Annotated in this window: 28 protein-coding genes and 7 pseudogenes; 23 read left to right on the plus strand and 12 right to left on the minus strand. The window is 69.5% G+C overall.

Annotated features, from left to right (window positions below):
• The first annotated feature begins 34 nt into the window (after window positions 1-34).
• The 8 genes and pseudogenes from LP418_RS16790 to rplQ all read left to right on the plus strand — a co-directional run.
• A complete protein-coding gene (locus LP418_RS16790; protein WP_257952933.1) occupies window positions 35-1,300 on the plus strand; it encodes a transglutaminase-like domain-containing protein in 1,266 nt (421 codons plus the stop codon).
• A 263-nt stretch (window positions 1,301-1,563) separates the two neighbouring features.
• Window positions 1,564-1,785 (plus strand): translation initiation factor IF-1, encoded by a 222-nt coding sequence (gene infA / locus LP418_RS16795; protein WP_036490070.1) that lies wholly within the window; start codon window positions 1,564-1,566, stop codon window positions 1,783-1,785.
• Between the two features lie 29 nt (window positions 1,786-1,814).
• Window positions 1,815-1,928, plus strand: coding sequence for a 50S ribosomal protein L36 (gene rpmJ / locus LP418_RS16800; protein WP_056707964.1), 114 nt, complete (start codon window positions 1,815-1,817; stop codon window positions 1,926-1,928).
• A gap of 212 nt (window positions 1,929-2,140) precedes the next feature.
• Window positions 2,141-2,514 (plus strand): annotated as a pseudogene (gene rpsM / locus LP418_RS16805) (30S ribosomal protein S13).
• Window positions 2,515-2,584: 70 nt separating this feature from the next.
• Window positions 2,585-2,981 (plus strand): annotated as a pseudogene (gene rpsK, locus LP418_RS16810) (30S ribosomal protein S11).
• 26 nt (window positions 2,982-3,007) lie between these two features.
• Window positions 3,008-3,617 (plus strand): annotated as a pseudogene (gene rpsD, locus LP418_RS16815) (30S ribosomal protein S4).
• A 102-nt stretch (window positions 3,618-3,719) separates the two neighbouring features.
• Window positions 3,720-4,736 carry a DNA-directed RNA polymerase subunit alpha gene (locus LP418_RS16820; protein ID WP_257952934.1) on the plus strand — a complete coding sequence of 339 codons (1,017 nt, stop codon included), beginning with the start codon at window positions 3,720-3,722 and terminating at the stop codon, window positions 4,734-4,736.
• A gap of 116 nt (window positions 4,737-4,852) precedes the next feature.
• Window positions 4,853-5,380, plus strand: a pseudogene (gene rplQ, locus LP418_RS16825) (50S ribosomal protein L17); the annotation flags it as partial.
• A gap of 202 nt (window positions 5,381-5,582) precedes the next feature.
• On the opposite strand, the gene LP418_RS33675 reads toward rplQ, so the two are convergent.
• Window positions 5,583-6,047 carry a ketopantoate reductase family protein gene (locus LP418_RS33675; RefSeq protein ID WP_442939933.1) on the minus strand — a complete coding sequence of 155 codons (465 nt, stop codon included), beginning with the start codon at window positions 6,045-6,047 and terminating at the stop codon, window positions 5,583-5,585.
• A 499-nt stretch (window positions 6,048-6,546) separates the two neighbouring features.
• Window positions 6,547-6,900, minus strand: a complete 354-nt coding sequence (locus LP418_RS16840) for a GntR family transcriptional regulator (protein WP_257952936.1) — start codon at window positions 6,898-6,900, stop codon at window positions 6,547-6,549.
• 102 nt (window positions 6,901-7,002) lie between these two features.
• On the opposite strand from LP418_RS16840, the gene LP418_RS16845 reads away from it, so the two are divergent.
• Together LP418_RS16845 and LP418_RS16850 are read left to right on the plus strand one after the other, a co-directional pair.
• On the plus strand, window positions 7,003-7,395 hold the full coding sequence (locus LP418_RS16845) for a hypothetical protein (RefSeq protein ID WP_257952937.1): 393 nt from the start codon (window positions 7,003-7,005) through the stop codon (window positions 7,393-7,395).
• 2 nt (window positions 7,396-7,397) lie between these two features.
• Window positions 7,398-7,874, plus strand: coding sequence for a PfkB family carbohydrate kinase (locus LP418_RS16850; protein WP_257952938.1), 477 nt, complete (start codon window positions 7,398-7,400; stop codon window positions 7,872-7,874).
• Window position 7,875: 1 nt separating this feature from the next.
• Here the strand turns inward: LP418_RS16850 and LP418_RS16855 are convergent, their stop codons facing one another.
• Together LP418_RS16855 and LP418_RS16860 are read right to left on the minus strand one after the other, a co-directional pair.
• Window positions 7,876-8,958 (minus strand): SRPBCC domain-containing protein, encoded by a 1,083-nt coding sequence (locus LP418_RS16855; RefSeq protein ID WP_257952939.1) that lies wholly within the window; start codon window positions 8,956-8,958, stop codon window positions 7,876-7,878.
• The gene (locus LP418_RS16860; RefSeq protein WP_272496275.1) at window positions 8,955-9,185 is read right to left on the minus strand and encodes a hypothetical protein; all 231 of its coding nucleotides are present in this window, start codon (window positions 9,183-9,185) and stop codon (window positions 8,955-8,957) included. Before LP418_RS16860 ends, LP418_RS16855 begins: the two co-directional genes overlap by 4 nt.
• Before the next feature lies 1 nt (window position 9,186).
• Here LP418_RS16860 and LP418_RS29930 point away from each other — a divergent pair, with 1 nt between their 5' ends.
• Window positions 9,187-9,357, plus strand: coding sequence for a hypothetical protein (locus LP418_RS29930; RefSeq protein WP_272496276.1), 171 nt, complete (start codon window positions 9,187-9,189; stop codon window positions 9,355-9,357).
• Between the two features lie 128 nt (window positions 9,358-9,485).
• Here the strand turns inward: LP418_RS29930 and LP418_RS16865 are convergent, their stop codons facing one another.
• Both LP418_RS16865 and LP418_RS16870 read right to left on the minus strand, forming a co-directional pair.
• Window positions 9,486-9,956 carry an NAD(P)-binding domain-containing protein gene (locus LP418_RS16865; RefSeq protein ID WP_257952940.1) on the minus strand — a complete coding sequence of 157 codons (471 nt, stop codon included), beginning with the start codon at window positions 9,954-9,956 and terminating at the stop codon, window positions 9,486-9,488.
• Between the two features lie 156 nt (window positions 9,957-10,112).
• Window positions 10,113-11,075 carry a hypothetical protein gene (locus LP418_RS16870; RefSeq protein WP_257952941.1) on the minus strand — a complete coding sequence of 321 codons (963 nt, stop codon included), beginning with the start codon at window positions 11,073-11,075 and terminating at the stop codon, window positions 10,113-10,115.
• 40 nt (window positions 11,076-11,115) lie between these two features.
• Here LP418_RS16870 and LP418_RS31015 point away from each other — a divergent pair, with 40 nt between their 5' ends.
• From LP418_RS31015 to LP418_RS16900, 5 genes and pseudogenes are all read left to right on the plus strand, one after another.
• Complete coding sequence (locus LP418_RS31015) at window positions 11,116-11,505, plus strand: hypothetical protein (RefSeq protein ID WP_336275737.1); 390 nt, start codon at window positions 11,116-11,118, stop codon at window positions 11,503-11,505.
• 59 nt (window positions 11,506-11,564) lie between these two features.
• Window positions 11,565-11,768: pseudogene (locus LP418_RS31020) on the plus strand (tRNA pseudouridine(38-40) synthase TruA); the annotation flags it as partial.
• Between the two features lie 353 nt (window positions 11,769-12,121).
• A complete protein-coding gene (locus LP418_RS16880) occupies window positions 12,122-13,009 on the plus strand; it encodes an OmpA family protein (RefSeq protein WP_257952942.1) in 888 nt (295 codons plus the stop codon).
• An 8-nt stretch (window positions 13,010-13,017) separates the two neighbouring features.
• Window positions 13,018-14,241 (plus strand): sunset domain-containing protein, encoded by a 1,224-nt coding sequence (locus LP418_RS31025; RefSeq protein WP_336275738.1) that lies wholly within the window; start codon window positions 13,018-13,020, stop codon window positions 14,239-14,241.
• A gap of 77 nt (window positions 14,242-14,318) precedes the next feature.
• Entirely contained in the window at window positions 14,319-14,960 is a 642-nt protein-coding gene (locus tag LP418_RS16900) for a methyltransferase (RefSeq protein ID WP_257952943.1), read from the plus strand.
• Here LP418_RS16900 and LP418_RS16905 read toward each other — a convergent pair.
• Window positions 14,929-15,222 (minus strand): hypothetical protein, encoded by a 294-nt coding sequence (locus LP418_RS16905; protein ID WP_257952944.1) that lies wholly within the window; start codon window positions 15,220-15,222, stop codon window positions 14,929-14,931. The genes LP418_RS16900 and LP418_RS16905 overlap by 32 nt on opposite strands.
• 242 nt (window positions 15,223-15,464) lie before the next feature.
• Here LP418_RS16905 and LP418_RS16910 point away from each other — a divergent pair, with 242 nt between their 5' ends.
• The gene (locus tag LP418_RS16910) at window positions 15,465-16,271 is read left to right on the plus strand and encodes a 13E12 repeat family protein (protein ID WP_257952945.1); all 807 of its coding nucleotides are present in this window, start codon (window positions 15,465-15,467) and stop codon (window positions 16,269-16,271) included.
• Window positions 16,268-16,861 carry an HNH endonuclease signature motif containing protein gene (locus LP418_RS16915; protein WP_257952946.1) on the plus strand — a complete coding sequence of 198 codons (594 nt, stop codon included), beginning with the start codon at window positions 16,268-16,270 and terminating at the stop codon, window positions 16,859-16,861. The genes LP418_RS16910 and LP418_RS16915 overlap by 4 nt, the downstream gene beginning before the upstream one ends.
• Before the next feature lie 52 nt (window positions 16,862-16,913).
• On the opposite strand, the gene LP418_RS16920 is transcribed toward LP418_RS16915, so the two are convergent.
• The 3 genes from LP418_RS16920 to LP418_RS16930 are packed head-to-tail and all read right to left on the minus strand — an operon-like array spanning window position 16,914 to window position 18,049.
• A complete protein-coding gene (locus LP418_RS16920; RefSeq protein WP_257952947.1) occupies window positions 16,914-17,264 on the minus strand; it encodes an isochorismatase family protein in 351 nt (116 codons plus the stop codon).
• Window positions 17,167-17,592 carry a hypothetical protein gene (locus LP418_RS16925; RefSeq protein WP_257952948.1) on the minus strand — a complete coding sequence of 142 codons (426 nt, stop codon included), beginning with the start codon at window positions 17,590-17,592 and terminating at the stop codon, window positions 17,167-17,169. Before LP418_RS16925 ends, LP418_RS16920 begins: the two co-directional genes overlap by 98 nt.
• Before the next feature lie 16 nt (window positions 17,593-17,608).
• The gene (locus LP418_RS16930) at window positions 17,609-18,049 is read right to left on the minus strand and encodes a class E sortase (RefSeq protein ID WP_257952949.1); all 441 of its coding nucleotides are present in this window, start codon (window positions 18,047-18,049) and stop codon (window positions 17,609-17,611) included.
• A gap of 53 nt (window positions 18,050-18,102) precedes the next feature.
• Here LP418_RS16930 and LP418_RS16935 point away from each other — a divergent pair, with 53 nt between their 5' ends.
• From LP418_RS16935 to LP418_RS16945, 3 genes and pseudogenes are all read left to right on the plus strand, one after another.
• Window positions 18,103-18,315, plus strand: coding sequence for a hypothetical protein (locus tag LP418_RS16935; RefSeq protein WP_257952950.1), 213 nt, complete (start codon window positions 18,103-18,105; stop codon window positions 18,313-18,315).
• A 23-nt stretch (window positions 18,316-18,338) separates the two neighbouring features.
• Window positions 18,339-19,364: pseudogene (gene mgrA, locus LP418_RS16940) on the plus strand (L-glyceraldehyde 3-phosphate reductase).
• Window positions 19,365-19,407: 43 nt separating this feature from the next.
• A pseudogene (locus LP418_RS16945) lies at window positions 19,408-21,097 on the plus strand (ABC-F family ATP-binding cassette domain-containing protein).
• A 13-nt stretch (window positions 21,098-21,110) separates the two neighbouring features.
• Here the strand turns inward: LP418_RS16945 and LP418_RS16950 are convergent.
• Window positions 21,111-22,007, minus strand: a complete 897-nt coding sequence (locus tag LP418_RS16950) for a hypothetical protein (RefSeq protein WP_257952951.1) — start codon at window positions 22,005-22,007, stop codon at window positions 21,111-21,113.
• 29 nt (window positions 22,008-22,036) lie between these two features.
• Here LP418_RS16950 and LP418_RS16955 point away from each other — a divergent pair, with 29 nt between their 5' ends.
• Window positions 22,037-22,453 carry a hypothetical protein gene (locus tag LP418_RS16955; RefSeq protein ID WP_257952952.1) on the plus strand — a complete coding sequence of 139 codons (417 nt, stop codon included), beginning with the start codon at window positions 22,037-22,039 and terminating at the stop codon, window positions 22,451-22,453.
• Window positions 22,454-22,458: 5 nt separating this feature from the next.
• Complete coding sequence (locus tag LP418_RS16960; protein ID WP_257952953.1) at window positions 22,459-22,728, plus strand: hypothetical protein; 270 nt, start codon at window positions 22,459-22,461, stop codon at window positions 22,726-22,728.
• Between the two features lie 44 nt (window positions 22,729-22,772).
• Here the strand turns inward: LP418_RS16960 and LP418_RS16965 are convergent, their stop codons facing one another.
• Window positions 22,773-23,039: a hypothetical protein gene (locus LP418_RS16965; protein ID WP_257952954.1), complete on the minus strand. Its 267-nt coding sequence runs from the start codon at window positions 23,037-23,039 to the stop codon at window positions 22,773-22,775.
• Window positions 23,040-23,120: the final 81 nt, after the last annotated feature.

A 23,120-nucleotide genomic window follows, 5' to 3' on the forward strand; every position in this document is an offset into this window, starting at 1 on the left:
TCCTTCCGCTACAACCTCGGCGACCTCCACCGCAGTGGTCCCGTCGGGTGTACGCCGAGGCGACACCTACACCTTCACGGCCGTGCAGCCGAGCGACGACGTGACCCCGGACATGCTGCCCTCGACCGCCCTGTCGGCAGCGCCTCCCGGCACCGGCTTCCTCAAGACGCCGGCCACGGACTGGGCCGAGCAGGCCACGACCCCGATGGAGCGCGTGTGGGCGATAGCCGAGCACCTGCGGACCGAGGGGAAGTACTCCGACGGCGTCCGCAAGGCCGAGCAGGTCTACCACCCCGGCCACCACGTCCTGCGACTGTCCGACGAGTTCGTCAACGACGAGCAGATCGTCGGCAACGACGAGCAGTACGCCGCGGTGATGGCCCTGCTCGCCAACGAGGTGGGCGTCCCGGCCCGTGTCGTGCTGGGGGCCGTCATCCCCGAGGGTGGCGTGGTCAAGGGCGAGCAGGTGCAGGCGTGGGTCGAGCTGCGGGCGGCGGACGGTTCGTGGCGGACGTTGGCCACGGAGAAGTTCATGTCCAACGAGCCCCCGGCCGAGGAGCTGCCCGAGACCAACACCCCGATGAGCGGCACCGTCGTGCCGCCGCCCGCGCCGATCCCGCCGCCGTCGGACGCCGGCGACCAGAGCGATGCCGACCTGAAGGAGCGCAAGGCCACCGGGGACGACGAGGAGGATGACACGTCGCTCGGCGATCGCGTCCCCGCCCGGGTGGTCTTCGTCGGCAAGTACGTCGGGGGTCCGCTGATCCTCGTCGCCGTCATCCCGGGGGCGATCGTGGGCGCGAAGGTGCTGCGGCGCCGCCGCCGGCGCACCGCGGCGAGCGTGTCCGCCCGCTTCGTCGGAGCCCGGCGCGAGCTCGTCGACCATGCTCGCGACCCGGGCCAGCCCGTGCCGCTCGGACCGACCATCACCCGGCGTGAGCAGTCCGGGTCCATCGGCTCGCAGTCGGCTCCGGCGCTGGCCCGTCGCGCCGACAGCTTTGTCTTCGGACCGACGGTGCCGCAGGCTGACGCGGCGGCGACGTACTGGGAGTCGGTCGAGTCCGAACGCCGAGCCATGTCGCACTCGGTGGGCCGGCGCCGGCGCTGGCTGGCGGCCGTCAGCCCGGCGTCCCTGCGCCGTGCGAAGGCGACCCCGTCGGAGGCGAGCAAGCCGATGTTCCAGCCGGGCGACGGGGCCGGGCAGTCCGCCTCGAAAACCCGCCGGTCACGACTGCCCGGCCCGCCCGGGCTGCCTCGACTGCGTCGGCGAACCCCGGGTGGCAAGCGACGTTCGTCCTGATTGGTCTTTTGATCCTGTGACTGACTAAACTGGCGTGTCGGCCCAACGTGGGTTGTGCTTTGTGGTGCCTCGCGGCTGCCCGATCGCGCAAGATCCGCTCGCAACGAGCGGTTCGCAGCGTGCCCGGGAAGAGACACCACCAGTCACCGCACGAGGTCCACCATCAACCGATGGAGGTTCGCGGGCCACCCGTTCCATGCCCTTCCAATGAGGGGGAGCGGAGCAACAAACGGTAGAAGACCGAACAACAGATTGCGGAGGACATGCCGAAGAAAGAAGGCGTGATCGAGATCGAGGGCACCGTCGTGGAGGCCCTGCCGAATGCCATGTTCCGGGTCGAGCTGACCAACGGACACAAGGTCCTCGCCCACATCAGCGGCAAGATGCGCCAGCACTACATCCGGATCCTCCCTGAGGACCGCGTGGTGGTGGAGCTGTCTCCCTACGACCTGACCCGAGGTCGGATCGTCTACCGATACAAGTAGCAGCCACTCACGAGCTAGAAAGGGCTGACATGAAGGTCAACCCGAGCGTCAAGCCGATGTGCGACAAGTGCAAGGTCATCCGTCGTCACGGCCGCGTCATGGTCATCTGCGAGAACCCGCGTCACAAGCAGCGGCAGGGTTAATCACCGCTTGCCGCAAGCGGCAGCGCGGCTCGCGATGACATTCAGCTCCGGCTCCGCCGGATCTGAACATCACCGCTCAACCACAACGTGATCGCTAGGCCGGGGACTCCCTGACCGAAACCACCTCCGGAGCACTGGCCGGAGCCCACCCGAGGCGGGATGGGACGCGACACGACCAGAAACCATTGCGAGAACAGACAAGGAAACGCCACATGGCACGCCTCGTTGGTGTGGACCTCCCCGCGCGACAAGCGCATCGAGATCGCACTCACCTACATCTACGGCATTGGCCGTACCCGCTCCCAGCAGCTGCTCGCCGCGACCGGGGTTGACCCGAACGCCCGCGTGCACACGCTCGGTGACGAGGAGCTGGTCAAGCTTCATGATGAGATCGAAGCCAACTTCAAGATCGAGGGTGACCTCCGCCGTGAGGTCCAGGGGGACATCCGCCGCAAGATCGAGATCGGCAGCTACCGGGGTCGCCGCCACCGCATGGGCCTCCCGGTCCGCGGCCAGCGCACCAAGACCAACGCGCACCCGCAAGGGTCCCAAGCGCACTGTCGCCGGCAAGAAGAAGGCCAAGTGACCCGACGCGTCACGCGTTGATCACCGCCGTCTCACGAAGCTTCCAGACCAGAAACTCATAGGAGAAATCTATGCCTCCCAAGAGCCGCGCCACCAAGGTGCGTCGCAAGGAGAAGAAGAACATTGCTCAGGGCGAAGCCCACATCAAGAGCACGTTCAACAACACCATCGTCACCATCACCGACCCCACCGGCGCCGTGATCTCGTGGGCCTCCGCCGGCACCGTCGGCTTCAAGGGCTCGCGCAAGTCGACCCCGTTCTGCCGCCCAGATGGCTGCCGAGGCCGCTGGTCGTCGGGCCATGGACCACGGGATGAAGAAGATCGATGTCTTCGTCAAGGGTCCGGGTTCGGGTCGCGAGACCGCGATCCGTTCGCTGGGTGCCATCGGCCTCGAGGTCGGCACCATCCAGGACGTCACCCCCACCCCCCACAACGGTTGCCGCCCGCCCAAGCGCCGGCGCGTCTGACCCGAGACTGAGAAAGAGAGACTGACATGGCCCGTTACACCGGACCCATGACCCGTAAGTCGCGCCGTCTCGGTGTCGACATCGTCGGCGGCGACTCGTCCTTCGAGAAGCGCCCCTACCCCCCGGCCAGCACGGTCGCGGCCGCATCAAGGAGAGCGAGTACCTCCTCCAGCTGCGTGAGAAGCAGAAGGCCCGTTTCACCTACGGCGTCATGGAGAAGCAGTTCCTTCGCTACTACAAGGAAGCCAACCGTCGCCGTGGCAAGACCGGCGAGAACCTGCTTCAGCTCCTCGAGTGCCGTCTCGACAACGTCGTCTACCGTGCCGGCTTCGCCCGCACCCGTCGCGCTGCTCGCCAGCTCGTCGTGCACGGTCACTTCCCCGGTCAACGGCCACAAGGTCGACATCCCCAGCTTCCGTGTCTCGGCCCACGACATCATCGACGTGCGCGAGAAGTCGCTGGAGATGACGCCGTTCATCGTGGCTCATGAGACCCACGCCGAGCGTCACGTCCCGGCCCTGGCTGCAGGCGCTGCCCGGTCGCATGCGCATCCTCGTGCACCAGGTCCCGGTGCGCGCGCAGATCGACACGCAGGTCACTGAGCAGCTCATCGTCGAGTACTACTCCAAGAAGTAATTCCCTGTCGGTGGCCGCTCGCCAGCGGGCGGCCTCCGACGCCTCCTTTTCACGTGAGATCGGGTCCATCAAATGGTGGTTGGATCCGGGAAGGAAAAATAAGTGCTTATCGCTCAGCGCCCGACCCTGTCCGAAGAGTCCGTGGACGAGTTCCGTTCGCGCTTCGTCATCGAGCCCCTCGAGCCCGGCTTCGGCTACACGCTCGGCAACTCGCTTCGCCGTACCCTCCTGTCCTCCATTCCGGGTGCCTCGGTCACGAGCATCAAGGTGGACACCGTCCTCCACGAGTTCTCGACCATTGAGGGCGTCACCGAGGACGTCACCGAGATCATCCTCAACCTGAAGGGCCCGGTCGTCTCCTCCGAGCACGACGAGCCCGTCACGATGTACCTGCGCAAGTCCGGTGCCGGTGCCGTCACGGCCGCCGACATCGCGCCGCCCGCGGGCGTCGAGGTCCACAACCCCGAGCTGCTCATCGCCACGCTGTCCGACAAGGGCAAGCTGGAGATGGAGCTTGTCGTCGAGCGTGGCCGCGGCTACGTCTCGGCCGTCCAGAACAAGGGTGCCGACAACGAGATCGGCCGCATGCCGGTCGACTCGATCTACAGCCCCGTGCTGAAGGTGACCTACAAGGTCGAGGCCACCCGTGTCGAGCAGCGCACCGACTTCGACAAGCTCGTCATCGACGTCGAGACCAAGCAGTCGATCCGTCCCCGCGACGCGATCGCCTCGGCCGGCAAGACCCCGGTCGAGCTGTTCGGTCTGGCTCGTGAGCTCAACGTCGAGGCCGAGGGCATCGACATCGGCCCGTCGCCCGTCGACGAGCAGCTGGCCGCCGACCTCGCCCTCCCGGTCGAGGACCTGCAGCTGACGGTCCGTTCCTACAACTGCCTCAAGCGCGAGGGCATCCACACCGTGGGTGAGCTCATCAGCCGCTCGGAGCAGGACCTGCTCGACATCCGCAACTTCGGTGCGAAGTCGATCGACGAGGTCAAGGCCAAGCTGGTCGAGATGGGCCTGTCCCTCAAGGACAGCGCGCCCGGCTTCGACCCGCACGCTGCGCTCGCGGCGTACGGCGATGACGACGACGACGCCTTCGTCGAGGACGAGCAGTACTAGATCGCACTGCTGGCGTGCGCCTCGCGTTTGCGAGGCACACGCCATCAGCACGATTGCCCACATTCAGCAGCATCTACTCGAGTACCTAGTACGGCCCGAGAGAATCGAGAGAAATCATGCCCAAGCCCAAGAAGGGCAAGCGCCTCGGCGGTAGCCCGGCGCACCAGCGCCTCATCCTCGCCAACCGGGTCACGGCGCTCTTCGAGCACGGTCGCATCACCACGACCGAGGCGAAGGCGCGCATGCTGCGCCCGTTCGCGGAGAAGCTGATCACCAAGGCCAAGCGCGGCGACCTGCACAACCGTCGTGAGGTCCTCAAGACCATCCGCGACAAGGGTGTCGTGCACGTTCTCTTCACCGAGATCGCGCCGACCTTCGCCGAGCGTCCCGGTGGCTACACCCGGATCACCAAGATCGGTCCGCGCAAGGGCGACAACGCCCCGATGGCGGTCATCGAGCTGGTGACCGAGGCGTACGCCCCGAAGGCCGCCTCGTCGAAGAAGACCGCTGCCGCGGCCGCTCCAGTCGTCGAGGAGACCGTGGTCGAGGACACCGAGATCAAGGGTCTGGCTGACGTGGACGGCTCCGACGAGCTGCCCGCCGGTGCGCACGCCCCGCTCGAGGACGCCGACGAGGCGCCCGAGGGCTTCCCCGATCAAGGGCAACAAGGACTCGATGAAGTTCCACGAGCCGGACGGTCAGTGGTTCGCCGCGACCGTGGCCGAGCTGTGGTTCGACACCGCCGAGTCCGCCGAAGCCGCCGGCTTCACCCGCGCCGGCGCGTGAACCGCTAGCATCGCCTGCGCGACAGGCCCGCCATCCCCGGGAGGAGTGGCGGGCCTGTCGTCATTTCGGCGCGAGCTCGTCGAGAACCGTCCGTGCATCGAGGCTGCGCGGCGTGCCGTCGTTCGCAGTGAGGTCGCGCGTCGCCGCCACGATGGCCGCGTTGACGGGGGTGCGGATGTCGTGGAGGCGACCCAGCAGGACGATCTCGCCATGGAGGTAGTCGACCTCGCTGTCGCCGGTCCCTCGCTGCAGGCTCTGCCGTGTGGACCCGCCCCCGGGCGGGGAGGTCGTCTCGCCGACGCAGGATCGAGCCTCGCCGCAGCGTGTCGTCGGCTGCCGGGACGACTGAGAGGCCGCTCGCCTCAAGCACCTGCACGCCCTCGTCGACCGCGCGCTGCGCCAGCTCCTCGGCCGCGTCGCCCTTCCGGAAGGACGCGTCCACCCCGTTGCCCGGGTTGAGCAGCAGCTTGCGTCGCTTCCACGCCATGATGTCGGACCGTTCCTCGGACTCGAATCCCGCTGCACCCGGGTCCGTCGAGACCGCTCGGGTCACGTCGTCGGTGCCGCCGGGGATGCGGCCCACATCGAGGATGCCCGGGGTTGGTGCGCACTTGGCAATGACCTCACCCGGCTGCAGGTGCGTTGCCGGCAGCATCACGCACATGCCGTAGACGCGCGGAACTGCCGCAGTGCGGCGATCTCGGAGGCGATGCCGTTGGTCGCGCACACGATGGGGGTGTCCGGTGGCGCGTGCGCACGCAGGTCGGCCAGCGCCGTCGCCGCCCGGGTGCGACTTCACGGCCAGCACCACCACGGTGTCGGGAGTCCACTCGAGCTCGGCGGCACTGTCGGTGGCGGGTGCGACGATCCGGTGCATGCCAGTGGCCGTGTCCAATCGGAGCCCGCCCTCGCGGATCGCCGCGAGGTGCTCGCCGCGTGCCACGAGCGACACCGTCAGGCCGGCCGGGGGACAGGTGCCCGCCGATGACTCCGCCGACCGCCCCGGCGCCGTACACGACGAATCTCACCGGTTCCAGCCGCTCTCGACGAGCCGGACCGCCTCCGCCCGGGTCAGCCCCGGGCGACGGCAGGCCCGGACGTACGCCGCCGCCACATCGCCGACTTCGACGCCCGTGCTCGTCGATCTCACGAAGGTGCCGCGTCGCCCCTCGGTGACGACCGGGCCGTCCGTCTCGAGCTCCTTGTAGACCCGAGCGACCGTGTTCACTGCGAGGCCGAGGTCACCGGCGAGGGCCCGGACCGTCGGCAGCCGGGTGCCGCTGGGCAGGACTCCCGACTCGATCCGGGCAGCGATCTGGGCGCGAGCCTGCTCGAACGGCGGCGTCTCGGCGTCGTGGTGGATCGGATCCAGCTGCATGCCTCGACCCTACGGCGGGCCAACGCGCGCGAGGAGTGGTAGACCAAGCTGTCATGGAACACGTGGCGCTGGTCGTGGGCGAGTCGCTGGTGGATGTGGTGCGTGGTCGCGACGGTTCCGTCCGCGACCACCCCGGTGGCAGTGCTGCAGAATACAGCGGTCGCCCTCGCCCGGCTCGGGCGGCCCGTGCGCTTCGTGACGGCCTATGCCGATGACGAGCACGGCCGGTTGCTGGCGGCCCATCTGGGTGACAACGCCGTGACACCCGGCAGCGACCCCTTCGTGCTCGAACGCACGGCCACGGCGACCGCGACGCTGGCCGAGTCGGGCGCGGCGACCTACGAGTTCGACATCGACTGGCGGTTCAACCTGCCTGACCTTCCCGATGACGTGGTCCCGGTGGTGGTGGTCTTCGGCTCGATCGCCGCCGCGATCGAGCCGGGTGCTCCGCTCGTCGCCGCCCCCGGTCGAGCGGGCACCGGGCGTCGGCGCTGACGGTGTTCGACCTCAACGCCCGGCCGGCCATCACCGGGACGGGAGCCGAGGTGGTCGCGCGCGCCGAGGCGATGGGTGCGCTGGCCGACGTGGTCAAGGCCAGCGACGAGGATCTCGACGAGCTCTGGCCCACCCGGGACCACGCCGACGTGGCGGCCGACTTCCCGGGTCGCGGCGCCGGTGCCTTCATCCTGACCCGGGGCGAGGACGGTCTGCGCTGGTTCACGCCCAAGGACGAGGGCGAGGTGCCCGCGGTGACCGCCGTCGTGGCCGACACCATCGGAGCCGGGGACACCGTGACGGCTGCGATCGTCGACGCGCTCTGGGGCCCGGGTGTGGTCGGGCCGGCGTCTCGGGAGGGCCTGCGGTCGCTGCATGCACAGGACTGGACCGCGGTGCTCGAGCACGCCGGCCGGGCCGCCGCGATCACGGTCAGCCGCCCGGGCGGCGACCCGCCGTGGCGGCACGAGCTCGCGTGACTCAGGCCGGCGGCGTCCAGCTCGGATCGCGGCCGATGAAGCCCATCAGTCGATCGACGACGGGGGCATCGTCTGCGACCGGCACGGCTTCGCCGTACTGACCGGAGGAGCGGAGGAGCTCCTCGATCGGCCGCATGCCTTCGAGCATCGTGGCCGCGAAGTCCTCGTCGAGCCCCGGCTCCTGCCCGGTGGCCCGGGCGAGGTCCCGAGAATGCATGAAGACGTCGGCGGTGTAGAAACGGTCGACGGCGTCGGCGAGACGGTGGCTGCCGGCGCGGGGATGGGTGAAGGGTTCGTCCCCGCGCTGGTCGAGCAGCTCCTGTACGGCGTCCGCCCGGTGCTGCCGGGGCGGCGACCGGGTCGTCGGCGACGGCCGGCCCGGGCGCAACCACCACGCCGCCGGCGGACAGGAAGCCCGGGAACCATTCGACGAGGTGACCCACCACGTCGCGCGCGGTCCAGCCCGCCACCGGCGCGGGCACCTCCCAGTCACGGGCGCCCGCGACCGGGCGCCCGAAGGCCCCGGCCACCGCCAAAGCCGGGCGGCCGGGGACTCGGGAAGGGCCATCAGATGGCGCCGTCCGCGAGGAGCTTGTCGATGGCGGCGTAGCCCCTCGCTCACTCCGGTCTCCATGCCGCTTCGCAGCCGGGCATCGCGGTCCTCGAACGAGTCACACAGGCTGACCGCGTGCAGACGGGTCCGGCCGTCACCGAGGTCCTCGAAGGTCAACGTCTCGAGGGAGACACCGTCCGGCATGCCGTCCCGGGTGAAGGTCTGCACGATGCGGTCCTCGCGGACGGTGTGGAAGCAGCCGTGGAAGGACGTCTCGAAGTCTTCGCGCCCGTCACTGCCGCGTGCGGTGTAGCTCCAGCTGCCGCCGTCCCGGGCGTCCCAGTGCGTGATGTCGGCGCCGACGCTCGCAGGTCCGATCCACTGGGCGTAGACGTCGCGGTCGGTGTGCGCCCGGAACAGCTGGGCGGGGGTGGCGGCGAAGTCGCGCCAGATGTGGATGGCCGGGACCTTCTCGTCGGCCTCGATCGCGGCCTCGGTGTAGCGCGTGTCGGCGTTCTGCATGGTCGTCATGATGCGGTTCCTTCCGTGCGGATTCCAGTGGTGGGGTTGTCTGCTGAGCCGGTTGCGGGGGAGTCCATCGCCGCCAGCACGGCGTCGAGGCGGCTGAACCGCTCCTCGGCCTGTCGGCGGTATCGCTCGATCCATTTCGTCATCAGGTCGAACACCTCGGCTTCCAGGTGCACCGGTCGGCGCTGTGCCTCCCGGCTGCGGCTGACCAGTCCGGCCTCCTCGAGCACCTTGAGGTGCTTCGAGACGGCCTGCAGGCTGACGTCGTACGGCGCCGCCGTCGTTCACCGTCGAGTCGGCCACCGTGAGTCGCGCGACCATGTCGCGTCCGGGTCAGGGTCGGCCGGGGCGGCGAAGACCCCTGGAGAGCTGATCGGTCATGCGAGCACCTTCTTCAACTGATTGGTTGAATAAAGGTAGGCCGACGTGTCCGACATTGTCAACCGTTGGGTTGAATAAACCTCATCCGAGCCGGGCGTGCACCAGCGAGACGACCGATGCGCCCTCGCCGGACGCCGACGCGACGCGCTTCATCGACCCCGCGCGGATGTCGCCGGCCGCGAAGATGCCGGGCACCGTGGTGGCGAGGTCGGCGGGCGGCAGGCCGTCGGTCCGAGGCCTGCTTCGGCACGTCGCGCCCCGTGCGGATGAAGCCCTTGTCGTCCCGGGCGATCAGCGGCGGCAACCAGTCGCAGTGGGGTTCGGCCCCCAGCAGGAGGAACAGCCCGCGGATCTCGCGACGCGTCACCTCCCTCGTGTTGACGTCCTCGACGTCGACCCAGCTGAGGCTGTCGGTGCCACCCCCGGCGACGATGCGCGCACCCCCCGACGGTGATGCGGCGGTTGTACTCGATCTCGTTGATCAGGTAGTGCGACATCGTCTGGGTCAGGTCGGGACGCCGCACCATGATCGTCACGGACCGGGCGAAGCGGGCCGTGTGCACGGCCGCCTGCCCGGCGCTGTTGCCGCCGCCGACGACGATGACGTCGGCTCCCTCCATCCCGCGCGGATGCGGTCATGGCCCGCTCCGTAGAAGACGCCGTTGCCCACGAACTCGTCGACCGCGGGCACGCCGAGGCGCCGGTAGGTGACTCCCGTGGCGATGACGACCGCGCGGGCGCGTACGTCGCCGCCCTCCGTGCACACGACGTGTGGCTCACCGTCCGTGCCGGGTCGCAGCTCGAGCACCGGCCAGCCGGTGAAGAACCGGGTGCCGAAACGGATCGCTCGGGGCGCGGGCCCGGCTGGCCGGGCGCATGCCGGAGATGCCGCGCGGGAAGCCGAGGTAGTTGCGGATCATCGAGCTGGTGCCGGCCTGTCCGCCGATCGCATCGGACTCGATCGTCACGACGGAGAGGCCCTCGCTGGCGGCGTAGACACTCGCGCCCAGCCCTGCAGGCCCGGCGCCGATGACGACGAGGTCGACCACCCGGTCGACCTCGATGTCGTCGGGCCGACCGTAGATCTGGGTGTAGAGATCGCGGATGTCGGTCATGTGGACCGCTTCGTCCCGGCCGAAGGCACTGACCACCGGCCACCGGTCCGGCTCGCCGCTGTAGCGGGCCATGACTTCTCGGCCCACCTCGGAGTCGGGCGCGTAGACTCGGGCGGGGGTGCCGATGCGGTCGAGGTAGTCGCGCATCGTCAGGGTCATCGCGTTGTCGACCGGCGAGACGATCTGCACGATCACCACCTCGGGCACGGCGATCGTCGCGTTCCAGTCGTTGAGCAACTCCAGCACGGTCGAGTGGAACTCCTCGTCGCGTACGCCGCGGGGCAGCAGCACGAAGGCGTCGTACTTCCCGGAGGCGAGACCGGGACGCAGGGCCTCGGAGTCCTCCCGGAAGACCGGCCGGGCGGCGGCCACCATCCGGCGCGCGGTGGGCACCACCTCACGCATGGCCGCGAGGGCGAACCGCACGTCAGCATCCGGGAGTCGCGAGTCGGCCACGAACAGGCACACGGGGATCTCGTCGCGGTGCAGGTCCATCACCACGTGCTTCGCCTCGCCTGCGGAGCGGGTCACGCGCACGTCGTACTCCCGCGAGTAGCGCCAGAACTGTTCCTCGAGCACGTCGGCGTGATCGGCGGAGATCAGGACGATCGCGGGGTTGGGCACCCGGAAAGTATGTCCCAGGGACGTCTCCTAGGATCTGGGCGTGCGCATCCGGCTCGACCTCTCCTACGACGGCACCGATTTCAAGGGCTGGGCGACGCAGCCCTCGTTGCGCACGGTGCAGGGCTCGCTGGAGGACGCGCTGGCCATGGCGCTGCGTGTGCCGCTCCGTGTCGTCTGCGCCGGGCGTACCGACACCGGCGTGCACGCCCGCGGCCGGTCGTGCACTTCGACGTCGAACCCGATCGCCTCGTGCGCTCGAGGGGACATTCGAAGCAACCGCCGCTCGACTCGCTCGTGCGCAGGCTCAACGGCATCCCGGACGGCGACGTGCGCGTACGCAGTGCGGTGGAGGCGCCGCCGGGGTTCGATGCACGCTTCTCGGCGGTCTGGCGGCGCTACGCCTACCGGATCGCTGATCGCCCCGAGCTGATCGATCCCCTCACCCGGCGCCACGTGCTCGCGTGGGAGAGGCAGCTGGATGTCAGCGCCATGAATGCGGGCGCCGAACACCCGGTCGGCCTCAAGGACTTCGCGGCCTTCTGCAAGCGGCGCGAGGGCGCCACCACGATCCGCACCCTGATCGAGCTCGGCTGGACCCGGACCCCCGAGGGACTGGTCGAGGGCCGGGTCGTTGCCGACGCCTTCTGCCACACGATGGTGCGGTCGCTGGTCGGCTGCCCGGTGATCGTGGGGGAGGGGCGGCGCCCGCCGGAATGGGCCGCGGAGATGCTCGCCGGGCGCACTCAGGGACACCAGTATGACGGTCGTGCACCCCCGCGGACTGACGCTGGAAGAGGTCGGCTACCCCGACGGTGGCGAGCTCGCCGCCCGGAGCCGAGCGAACCCGGGCGCGGCGTACCGCTGAGTAGGTCGGGTACCCAAAAGGGTGAAGATCGCCTAGTTTGTCGTGCGATCCATTGTCGAGTCTCTCGGGAGACAGCATGGCTAACAGTTCAGAACGCGTGCCCACGGGCACGACTCACCAGCGACACACCGAAACACGGTGGGCACATCGCAACCTGGGAGGGCCGTGGTGGCTCGCCCTGTTGCTCGTCCCACTCCTCCCGGCCGCGCTGCTGACCGCCGTACGCGGCGGAGACATCGGTGACGACCTGCGAGGTCGTGCGCTCACCGCGCTGAAGGGAGCCGGCCTCGACGGCGTCGACATCGACGCCAGCGGCCGCGACCTGACCCTGACGGCCGCGGATGGATCCGCCCTGAGCGGCGCCGACGCCGAGCGGGCGCGTGACCTCGTCGCCGACGTGGACGGCGTCCGCGTCGCCAGTCTCGGCGACGGGTTCGACGGCGCTTCGGCCGGCTCGGACGACACCGACGCCACCGAGGAGCCCACCTCCGAGCCCTCCGAGACTGAGGAAGCCACCGAGTCCGCGAGTGCGGAGCCCACGGCTGCGGGTGGTGCGAACTGTGAGGTGAGCGCCGCGCAGGCCGGCATCGACAAGGCGTTGGGTGCCGACTTCGTCCAGTTCGGCGAGCTCCGTCGCATCCCCGACGACCCGTCGAAGGCCGAGATCGCTGCCGTGGCCGAGCTGATCGCGCCGTGCACCGACCTTGCCGTGACGGTCACGGGCTACACCGACAAGTTCGGCAGCAAGAAGCTCTCGCTGGCTCGGGCGATCAACGTGACCAACCTGCTCACCGAAGCAGGAGTCACCAGCGACATCAGCAAGGTCGGCGGGCACTTCACACGAGAGCTCGGCGACAACGAGACCTGTGCGGGGGGCGCGATCAGAATCGCTTCGCCACGATCACGGTGGGGTGACGACATGGCTTGGTTGTTCGGACAGCTCTGGTTCCTGCTCCTGCTCGCGTTCGTGATCGGCGCCCCGGTGGCGTGGCTGGGCGCGAAGGTGGCCCTGCCGCACGTCGATGAGCTCGAGGCCGAGACCGGCCTCTCCACGGATGGAGTCCTGTGATGGGTTGGTTGCTCGGTGAGAACTGGCTGTGGCTGCTGCTCAGCTTCCTGCTCGGCGTGGGGATCACGCTCTTCCTGATCCTGCGCAAGGTGGAGGTCTCCACGGCCTCCTCGAAGACGACGTACGCCGCCGCGGGCACCGGCGCAGCGGCTGCCGGTCTCGGCGCTGCCGGTCTGGCCGGCGCGGCTGCGACCGACCGCTCGACGAGCGTCGAGGAGCCCTCGCGGTTCACCTCGGGCTCGCACGCCGCCGGACCCGCGCCGGTGATCGAGCCGGAACCGTTCGTCGAGCCCACGCCGGTGATGGAGCCGGAGCCGGTCGCCGTCGCGGCACCCGCGGCCGACCCGGTCTTCGAGCCTGAACCCTTCGTCGAGCCTGCGCCCGTGGTCGAGGAGGTCGAGCTCGAGCCCGAGGTCGCCGCCGAGCCGGTGCGGGAGGCCGAGGCCATCACCGCCGAGGCCGCGGAGGTCCGGGAACCGGTCGTCGAGGAAGACGGTGACACCCGTGTCCGTGGGTTCGTCGGCACCGCGGCCGCCGCTGGCACGGTCAGTCGCTTCGGCGAGGGGTCGTTCGATCCGCTCGACGACGGTTCGTCGCCGGACCCGTCCTACACCATCAAGGGCAACGAGGACTCGATGCTCTTCCACCCGCCGGTGTCGCCCTACTACGGGCGGACGAAGGCGGAGGTGTGGTTCGACTCTGAGGACCGTGCGCGCAGCGCGGGCTTCACCCGGTGGGACGAGAAGGACCGCTCGACGGCTGTCGCCGGGTTCGCCTCGATGCCGGCTGCCGGTGCGTACGGCGAGGGCTCGGCCGATCCGCTGGCTGACGGTGCCTCACCGCACGAGTCGTTCACGATCAAGGGCAATGCCGACTCGATGCTCTTCCACCCGCCGGTGTCGCCCTACTACGGGCGGACGAAGGCGGAGGTGTGGTTCGACACGGAGGACCGTGCGCGCAGCGCGGGCTTCACCCGGTGGGACGAGAAGGACCGTGACACCGAGGTGCGCGGCTTCGCGTCGGTCCCGGCCGGCGCCTTCGGCGAAGGGTCCGCGGATCCGCTCGAGGGTGGCGCGTCGCCGCACGAGTCGTTCACGATCAAGGGCAATGCCGACTCGATGCTCTTCCACACCACCGAGTCGCCGTACTACGGTCGGACGATCGCCGAGGTGTGGTTCGACTCCGAGGACCGCGCCCGTGCCGCCGGGTTCACCCGCTGGGACGAACGCTGATCCACGAGCACGACGAGGCCGCACCCGTTCTGCAGGGTGCGGCCTCGTTGCTTGTCGCGACGCGAGATGATGTCCCCGTGACCGAGGACCACTACTTCTCCGCCGACCCCGCGGCGCCCTTCCACCGGGAGGCCTTCGTGGTCGAGGCACGGGGGCACGACTTCGAGCTCGTCAGTGGCGCGGGCGTGTTCAGCCGCGGGCACCTCGACCACGCGACCGCGGTGCTGTTCCGTGAGCTGGAGCCGCCGGTGCAGGGCCAGTTCCTCGACTGGGGATGTGGGTACGGCGCCATCGGGCTCGCGATCGCCCGCGCCGTACCCCTCGCGACCGTCACCGGCGTGGACGTCAACGAACGTGCGCTGCTCTCGGCCAACGAGAACGCGAAGACCATGGGCCTCGGTTCGCGGTTCGTGGCAGGCGCTGCCGGAGCAGATCCCGAGCGACATGACCTTCGACGAGATCTGGTCGAACCCGCCGATCCGGATCGGCAAGGCCGCGCTGCACGAGCTGTTGCTGACCTGGTTGCCGAGGCTGCGTCCCGACGGTCGAGCCGTGATGGTCGTCGGCAAGAACCTCGGCGCCGACTCGCTGCAGAGGTGGCTGGGCGAGCAGGGCTGGCCCACGACGCGCCCGGCCAGCGTGAAGGGGTTCCGGGTGCTGGAGACGCGGCGGGGCCAGCCGGGCTGATCAGTCCTCGTCGCTCTCGATCTGCTCGATGAGGTCGTCGGCGCTCGCATCGACCGCGAAGATCGGCAGGATGCTGACCACCCAGTGCGGTCGCTTGTCCTCGATCTCGTGGGCGAGGTCCCAGGCCTGCTGCGCGCCGACCGGGCCGAGGCGGACGTAGTCGCCCTCGTCCTCGTGCTCGTGGTCCGTGTCGATCTCGACCACCCGGGTCTCCGACCAGTCGTCGGCGAAGTCCTCGAAGGTGGTGTCGGCGTCGTCCGGGGTGTCCTCGGCGACGGGGTAGATCAGGGGCATGGCGAACTCCGTTCGGTGGTGGTGGGCCGTGCTCGATCGTGCCGCCGCCCATCGTTGCAGAGGGCTGGGAAGGGCAGGCGTCGGCGGCTCGGGCCGGTCGCGCACGGCCCCGTTTCGGCGGTTGAGGAGGTCGCGCAGCGACCGTCACGAAACCCGAAACCTTTTGAAAATTCTTTTCCCCGCACCCCCGATCCGGTCGCTTTCGGGGGTCCTTTGTCGGTGGCTTCTGGTTGGGTTTTCGTATGGCGACCAGCACCCGCAGCAGCACCGACACCCTGCCGGACACCCCGGCCGGAGTGCTGGCTGCGCTGCGGGCCGAGCAGGATGCCCGGCAGGCTTCCGAGGTCCGGTCGATGTCGTTGGCTGCGCACTGGGTCGCCCTGCACCCGGTGCTCGACCCCTCCTGCCCCGACGCGTGCTTCCAGTCCCCGAAGACACTCGCCGGTCAGGGGTCACCGGCGATTGACGAGTTCACCATCCCCGACATCGCGACCATGCTCGGCCAGACCTGTGACGCGGTCGGGTCGTATCTGACCGACGTGATCGAGCTGCGCTACCGCCTCCCGCAGCTGTGGGCCGGGATCCTCGCCGGGCTGGTGACACCGTGGCGGGCCCGGCGGATCGCACAAACCACGGTCGGCCTCACCCCCGAAGCTGCCGGGTTCGTGGACGAGCAGACCGCGTGGTGTGCCAACCGGCTCACCCCGACCGAGCTGAGCCGGCTGGTGGACCACGCCCGGGCCCGGTTCATGCCCGACCAACTCGCCAAGGAGACCGAGGACGCGGCGGATCGGCGGCACGTCACCTTCGACACCGACCGGGTCTCCTTCGACGGCACCCCTGCACCTCGAGGCCGACCTCGACCTCCCCGACGCCCTCGGCTCCGGCCGAGGCCGTCGCCGCCGGTGCCGCCCACCAGCTGCGACTGGGCTCGACCGACACGTTGGACGGGCGCCGGGCCACCGCCCTCGGCGACCTCGCCCGCCACCAGCTCGCGTTCGGCTTCCCCGACAACGACGACATCGACGGGGAACTGGACCGCGGGTTGAGCAGCGACGAGCGCAGCGAGGAGCGTGTCGAAACCAAGGCAGCCCCGACCACCCAGATCGTGCTCCACGCCCACCTCTCCGCCGACGCCATCACCCGCCACGACCTCGAGAACAACAGCGAGTGCCTGACCGGGTTCGTCGAGCAAGCGGGCGGCCGGGTCCTCACCGCCGAGCAGATCGCCGCCCGGTGCGGCCGTGACGACGTCAGCATCACCGTGAAACCGGTCATCGACCTCAGGGAGCGCCTCGCCACCGGCGGCTACACCCCGACCGAGCGGATCCGTGACCACGTCATCGCGCGCGACCGGACCTGCGTGTTCCCTTGGTGCGGACGCAACGCCCGTCGCTGCGACCTCGACCACGTGGTTCCGTTCGACCACGACGCACCAGATCGTGGTGGCACCACGTCCACGGACAACCTCGCCGCGTTGTGCAGGCGACATCACCGCCTCAAGACCAAGGGCCGCTGGTCCTACGCGATGACCGAACCGGGCAGGTTCGTCTGGACCAGCCCCCACGGACACCACTACCTCCGCGACCACACCGGCTCACGACCCATCGACGCAACCGGCCACCCGCCCGACCTCTGACCACACCGCCCCACACCCCGCGATCACGAACGATCGCGGGGTCACAGGCGAGTCATGACCCGACACGGATCATGTCCAGCACCTCCGCGGTGGATCGCACGTCGCCGTACGACCGATAGACGGTGTGGAGGGTGGCGTTGAGGTCGCGGTCGCGCATGGCGGCGACCGCATCGCCGATCACGATCACCCGGTGGTCGAGCGTGGCCGCGTCGCGGACGCTGGCCTCGACGCAGACATTGGCCACCGTGCCGGTGACGATGATCGTGTCGATGTCGCGCGCGGACAGGAGGTCCGGCAACGAACTGCTACGCGGGAAGAACGCGCTGCGTGCCGTCTTCTCGGCCACCGGGTCGTCGTTGTGCACCGCCAGCCCGGACCAGAGCCGTTCCCCGGGGCTGACCATCCCCACCGGAGCGGGCGTAGTTCTCCGCGACCTCGGCGCCGAAGAACTCGACGTCCCTCGAGGTCGGCGACTGATGTTCCGGCACCACCCGGGCGACCGTCCCGCCAGCTGCTCGCAGCCCGTCGGCCAGCGCGTTGACGTTGGGCACGATGCCTCGGACGTACGGTGACTCGTGGGCGAAGAAGGGCACGATGTCGATCACCACGAGCGCCGTGCGGGCGGGTTCGATCACCTCGAAGGCGTGCTGGCGACCGCGTCGAGACACGTGGCGACGGATCTCGCGCTCCTCGATGGCCCAGTCGTGGAAGGCAACGTCGGTAGGGATCACCGCGACACGGTAGGCCTCAACCCGTCACCGGTCGCGAAGACACGAGCACGCCGATCTTGTCGATCCGGTGCTCGGGGTTGTCGAACTCGTCGGCCCAGAAGTTGCCGGCCGCGTGGTCCTCGATCGTGGCGCAGGTCGAGAGCGTGATCATCGGGCGCGTCGCCTCGACGCCCGGGCGCCCGGGCACCGGCGCACGCTGCTCGGCGAGGGACCGGCGGGAGCGGAAGGACGTCCAGCGTGTGCGGCGTACCTCGTAGACGTGCTCGACCTCTCCGACCCGGATCCGGATGCGAGCACCGTCGGGCAACGCGGGCAGGAAGCGGAACGGCTCGGTGGAGGAGAGGCGATGTCCGGTCACGATGTAGTTGCCGACCTCGCCCGGCCCGACGCCACCGGAGGGCCCGCGTGGCGAGGCGAGCGGAACCGTCGTTCTGCAGCCGTGTGCCCTCGGCGTCATCGGGCGACCCGCGGTAGCGGATGACCGGGTAGTCGCGCAGCCCCAGCCGCGGGATGGTCAGGAAGGAGCGCCGGGGCTCGCGGACGTCGGGTGCGACCGACGGGGTCTCGCTGGGCGTCGACGGAGACACGACCGCCGAGGGCACGACGGGGACCGACGGTGACGACGGAGCCGTCCCGGGCGTGCACGCCACGCCGATCGCAGCGATGACCGGGCAGGCTGCGACCGGCACGAAGCGGCGTACGCGTGCCATCTCTCCACGGTAGTCGGGACCCGGCACACTGGCGCCATGACGTACGACGCCTCCCCGGACCGCTACGACCACACGAGCTACCGCGCGATCGGACGCAGCGGACTCAAGCTCCCGCCGCTGAGCCCGGGACTCTGGCAGAACTTCGGCACCGACCGGTCGGAGGAGACGCAGCGCGCGATCCTGCGCCGCGCCTTCGACCGCGGCGTGACGCACTTCGACCCGGCGAACAACTACGGGCCGCCGTACGGACGGGCGGAGGAGAACTTCGGACGCTTCCCCGGCCGCGGACTTCAAGCCCTATCGCGACGAGCTGGTGATCTCGACGAAGGCTGGCTACGACATGTGGCCCGGGCCCTACGGCCGGGGTGGCGGCTCGCGGAAGTACGTCCTCGCCAGCCTTGACCAGAGCCCGGCGCGGATGGGGCTGGACTACGTCGACATCTTCTACAGCCACCGCTTCGATCCCGAGACGCCCGTCGAGGAGACGATGATGGCGCTCGACACCGCCGTACGTTCGGGGCGCGCGCTCTACGCCGGCATCTCGTCCTACTCGGGCGCCGGGACGCACGAAGCGGCCACGATCGCGCGAGCTCGGCACGCCCCTGCTCATCCACCAGCCGTCCTACTCGATGCTCAACCGCTGGATCGAGGAGGACCTGCTCGACGAGCTCGAGGAGCAGGGGATGGGCTGCATCGTCTTCACCGCGCTGGCCCGGGGGCTGCTCACCGACCGCTACCTCGACGGCGTGCCCGAGGACTCGCGCGCGGCCCGGAGCAACAGCACGATCCGCGGTCTCGACGATGACGTGCTGAGACGGGTCAGGGGCCTGAACGAGATCGCGGTCGGGCGCGGCCAGAAGCTCGCCCAGCTCGCGCTGCAGTGGGCGCTCCGCGACAACCGCGTCACGAGCGCCGTGATCGGTGCCAGCAGTGTCGAGCAGCTCGACACCAACCTCGGCGCGCCTCGACGGGCCGCCGCTCACCGACGCGGAGCTGGCCGAGATCGACACGTTCGCGGTCGAGTCCGGCATCAACCTGTGGGCGAAGGCGACCGAGGAGTAAAGCCATTCGCCTCCGTCGGTCGCAGCGGGGATGATGGCTCGTTGTGGGTCACGTTGATGTCGCCGGAGTGCGTTACGAGCTGCCAGACGGGCGGGTGCTGCTCGACGACGTCAGCTTCCGGGTCGGGGACGGCGCGAAGGTCGCGCTCGTCGGCGCCAACGGGGGCCGGCAAGACGACGTTGCTGCGGATCATCACGGGCGACCTCACACCGCACGCCGGTGCGGTGACCCGCAGCGGCGGGCTCGGCGTGATGCGCCAGTTCGTCGGCCACGGTGGCGGTGACGAGACCGTCGCCGACCTGCTGCTCAGCGTCGCGCCCGAGGCGGTCCCGCGCCGCGGCCGCCAAGGTCGACGCCTGCGAGCTGACGCTGATGGACACCGACGACGAGAAGGCGCAGATGGCCTACGCCGTCGCGCTCTCCGACTATGCCGACGCGGGCGGCTACGAGGTCGAGGTGACGTGGGACGTGTGCACCACCGTCGCGATGGCGATGCCGTTCGACCGCGCGAAGCACCGCCTCCTCACCACGCTCTCCGGCGGCGAGCAGAAGCGACTCGTCTCGGAATACCTCCTGCGCGGTCCGGACCAGGTGCTGCTGCTCGACGAGCCCGACAACTACCTCGACGTGCCCGGCAAGATCTGGCTCGAGGAACGCATCCGCGAGTCGACGAAGACCATCCTGTTCATCAGCCACGACCGCGAGCTGCTCAACAACACCGCGACCCGCATCGTGACCGTCGAGCTGGGCAGCGCCGGCAACCGGGTGTGGACCCACCCCGGCAACTTCGCCAGCTACCACGAGGCCCGCACCGACCGGTTCGCCCGCTTCGAGGAGCTGCGCCGCCGCTGGGACGAGGAGCACGCCAAGCTCAAGGCGCTGGTGCTGCGGCTCAAGATCAAGGCGGAGTACAACGACGGCATGTCCTCGCAGTACCGCGCGTCCCAGACCCGACTGCGCAAGTTCGAGGAGGCCGGCCCGCCGACCGAGCAGCCGCGCGAGCAGCAGGTCACGATGCGGCTCAAGGGCGGTCGCACCGGCAAGCGCGCGGTGGTGTGCGAGGACCTCGAGCTCACCGGACTGATGAAGCCCTTCGACCTCGAGGTCTGGTACGGCGAACGCGTGGCCGTCCTCGGCAGCAACGGCTCCGGCAAGTCGCACTTCCTGCGGCTGCTGGCCGCCGGTGGCTCCGACCCCGACGTGGAGCACCGTCCCGTCGGCGATCCGCCCAACGCCGTACCCCACACGGGGCGGGCGAAGCTCGGCGCGCGCGTGCGACCGGGCTGGTTCGTGCAGACGCACGAGCACCCCGAGCTGGTGGGTCGCACCCTGCTGGAGATCCTGCATCGCGGCGACGGATCGCCCGACGGTCGCAGGGGCATGGGCCGGGAACAGGCGGCGCGCGTGCTCGACCGCTACGAGCTCGCGCACGCGGGGAGCAGACCTTCGAGTCGCTCAGCGGTGGCCAGCAGGCCCGCTTCCAGATCCTGCTGCTCGAGCTGTCCGGCGCGACGCTGCTCCTGCTGGACGAGCCGACCGACAACCTCGACGTACAAAGTGCGGAGGCGCTGGAGGCCGGGCTCGAGGCCTTCGACGGGACCGTCCCGGCGGTCACCCACGACCGATGGTTCGCCCGCGGCTTCGACCGATTCCTCGTGTACGGCGCCGACGGTGCCGTCTACGAGTCCGACGGTCCGGTCTGGGACGAGGGGCGTGTGGTGCGGTCGCGCTGAGGTCGGGGGAGGCTCAGCCTGCTTCGCGCGCCCGGCCACTCTCCGGGGCCGTCAGGAGCTCGAGTGCGACTCGCTCATCGAGCTCACACGACTTCCTGTGAGACCTCACGAGGCGGACGGCCTTCATGTCGGGCGAGACGAGGAAGACGTCCGGGGAGATCGGGTAGGGCTCCTCGCTCCGGGTCTTGTGAGCCAACCACGACATCGTGACCGCGGTGTGGATGACATCCTCATCGACCGGCACGTGCACCCAGAGCTCGAACTTGGTCGGAACCGCAACCAGCACTCCGTGGATCGGGAAGTCGGTGCCCGGGACGCGTCGCAGCACCTCGGGCAGCACCACCACCCGGGCGGCGCCGTGTGCGTCGGGGCTGTCGAGGAACTCGACCCATGAGCCCCTCACGCGTGGATCGACTCGGCGTCGGGTGTGGCGTGGCAGGGGCAGCGCGGCAAGGTTGGTGAGCGCTGTTTCATAGGCCTCGTCCCGGTCGCCGACGAGGTCGAGCTCGCCGAACTCATGGCTGGCCCCTTTGCCCTGCGCTGCAAGCACGGCAAAGAGCCCGGGCAGTGGCTCGAGGGCGTCGTAGGTGAGGAGCTGATCTGCACGCTCCGTGGGCCACAGCTTCACGCGGAGGTCGGCGGTCGCTGGTCGCTGGTCCGGCCGCATGGCGAGGAGGGTGGAGAGCTGGTCCCGCACCGCCCGTGGCCATCGCCTGCGCGGCATCAGGCTCAGCGTGCGCGCCGGGTTGTCGAGCCCCAGCTCACGACCGTCCGCAAGGGCGAGCGCGACGCCGTCCAGCACGCTCGAGCTGTGACCGAGCTCGGTGAGGACGCGTTGGGCCTCGTTGAGCAGCCAGCGGGTGTCAGTGGCGTTGAGGCCGGGGAGCTTCGGTTCGTCGATGTGTGTCATGTCCCGATGCAAACAGGATTCGGGGCGCGGTGTCGGGGGTCATCCACAGGCTGCGCATTGCGAGCCACTCTCCGTCCACAGCCCACCCGAAACTGGGGCTTGTCCCCGGTGGTGATGGGTTCGACAAGGAGTGTCCGAGGGCGCTCGTAACTTCGGTGCATGACCTCAACCACCACGGCATTGATCAAAGCAGCGATGCAAGTTACCTTGGAAGGGCGATGAGCGGTCCGATCATCGTGGTGTCTGCGCTCAAGCACGGACTGACCAAGGAGGAGATCCTTCATGCCTATCGCCACCCTGTCCGTGTCTGGGACCTCGGCGATGGTTTCACCATGATCGTCGGGCCGAATCAGGCCGCGATCTTCCCGGAGGTCGGGTATGTCGACGGCGGAGAGACCTTCGTCATCGTTCACGCCATGAAGGCCCGCGAGAAGTTCCTGAGGTGACGAACATGCCGCGCACAGTTGACGAGATCCTGAAGCACGCCGAAGAGCTGACGCTTCGGTTCGAGTCCTATGAGCCAGATCCCGATCACGAGCTCGATGCCAAGGCCGTGGCCTTGCTGCGAGATGCGGTGGTCGAACGCTCCAAGGCGGAGCGCCACCTTGTTGAGGCGGTGCGCATCGCACGCGAGGCCGGAATGACTCGGTCTGCGATCGGGTCGCTGGTCGGCACCAGCGGTGAGGCTGCTCGGCAGCGATACGGCAGCAAGGTCGCCTGACGGGCGGCTCGAGTGACGAGCGCGCTGGCCCCTAGGGTCCCGCGTCAGGCACCGCTGCCGTAGGGGCGGGTGATGATCTCGAGACTGTGCCCGTCGGGGTCCTCCCAGTAGACGCCGCGCCCGCCGTCACCGTGGTTGATCGCGTCGGGGTGCTGGTGGAAGGGGTCGGCCCAGTAGGCGATCCCGCGCTGCTGGATGCGCCCGAAGATCTCGTCGAACTCGTCCTCGCTGACGAGGAAGGCGTAGTGCTGCGGGTGCGGTGCCGGGTCCTCCAGCACGTCGAGGCTCACGCCGTTGGCCAGCTGGACCACCGGGGAAGGGGCCGTAGCGTGCCGGCTCCGCCAGACCGAGCACCTCGACGAGGTGCCGCGCGGTCTCGTGCTGGTCGCGGG

It is taken from the genome of Nocardioides sp. B-3, assembly GCF_024703895.1.
Taxonomy (GTDB): Bacteria; Actinomycetota; Actinomycetes; order Propionibacteriales; family Nocardioidaceae; genus Nocardioides.

Coding starts and splice junctions, on each gene's coding strand:
- rpmJ (WP_056707964.1), top strand. CDS start 1,815: ATGAAGGTCAACCCGAGCGTCAAGCCGATGTGCGACAAGTGCAAGGTC.
- LP418_RS16920 (WP_257952947.1), bottom strand. CDS start 17,264: ATGGTCAGCCCCGGGGAACGGCTCTGGTCCGGGCTGGCGGTGCACAAC.
- LP418_RS16910 (WP_257952945.1), top strand. CDS start 15,465: ATGGCGACCAGCACCCGCAGCAGCACCGACACCCTGCCGGACACCCCG.
- infA (WP_036490070.1), top strand. CDS start 1,564: ATGCCGAAGAAAGAAGGCGTGATCGAGATCGAGGGCACCGTCGTGGAG.
- LP418_RS16930 (WP_257952949.1), bottom strand. CDS start 18,049: ATGACGCCGAGGGCACACGGCTGCAGAACGACGGTTCCGCTCGCCTCG.
- LP418_RS16855 (WP_257952939.1), bottom strand. CDS start 8,958: ATGACGACCATGCAGAACGCCGACACGCGCTACACCGAGGCCGCGATC.
- LP418_RS16950 (WP_257952951.1), bottom strand. CDS start 22,007: ATGACACACATCGACGAACCGAAGCTCCCCGGCCTCAACGCCACTGAC.
- LP418_RS16865 (WP_257952940.1), bottom strand. CDS start 9,956: ATGGAGGGAGCCGACGTCATCGTCGTCGGCGGCGGCAACAGCGCCGGG.
- LP418_RS16960 (WP_257952953.1), top strand. CDS start 22,459: ATGCCGCGCACAGTTGACGAGATCCTGAAGCACGCCGAAGAGCTGACG.
- LP418_RS16905 (WP_257952944.1), bottom strand. CDS start 15,222: ATGCCCCTGATCTACCCCGTCGCCGAGGACACCCCGGACGACGCCGAC.
- LP418_RS16840 (WP_257952936.1), bottom strand. CDS start 6,900: ATGCAGCTGGATCCGATCCACCACGACGCCGAGACGCCGCCGTTCGAG.
- LP418_RS16935 (WP_257952950.1), top strand. CDS start 18,103: ATGGTCAGGAAGGAGCGCCGGGGCTCGCGGACGTCGGGTGCGACCGAC.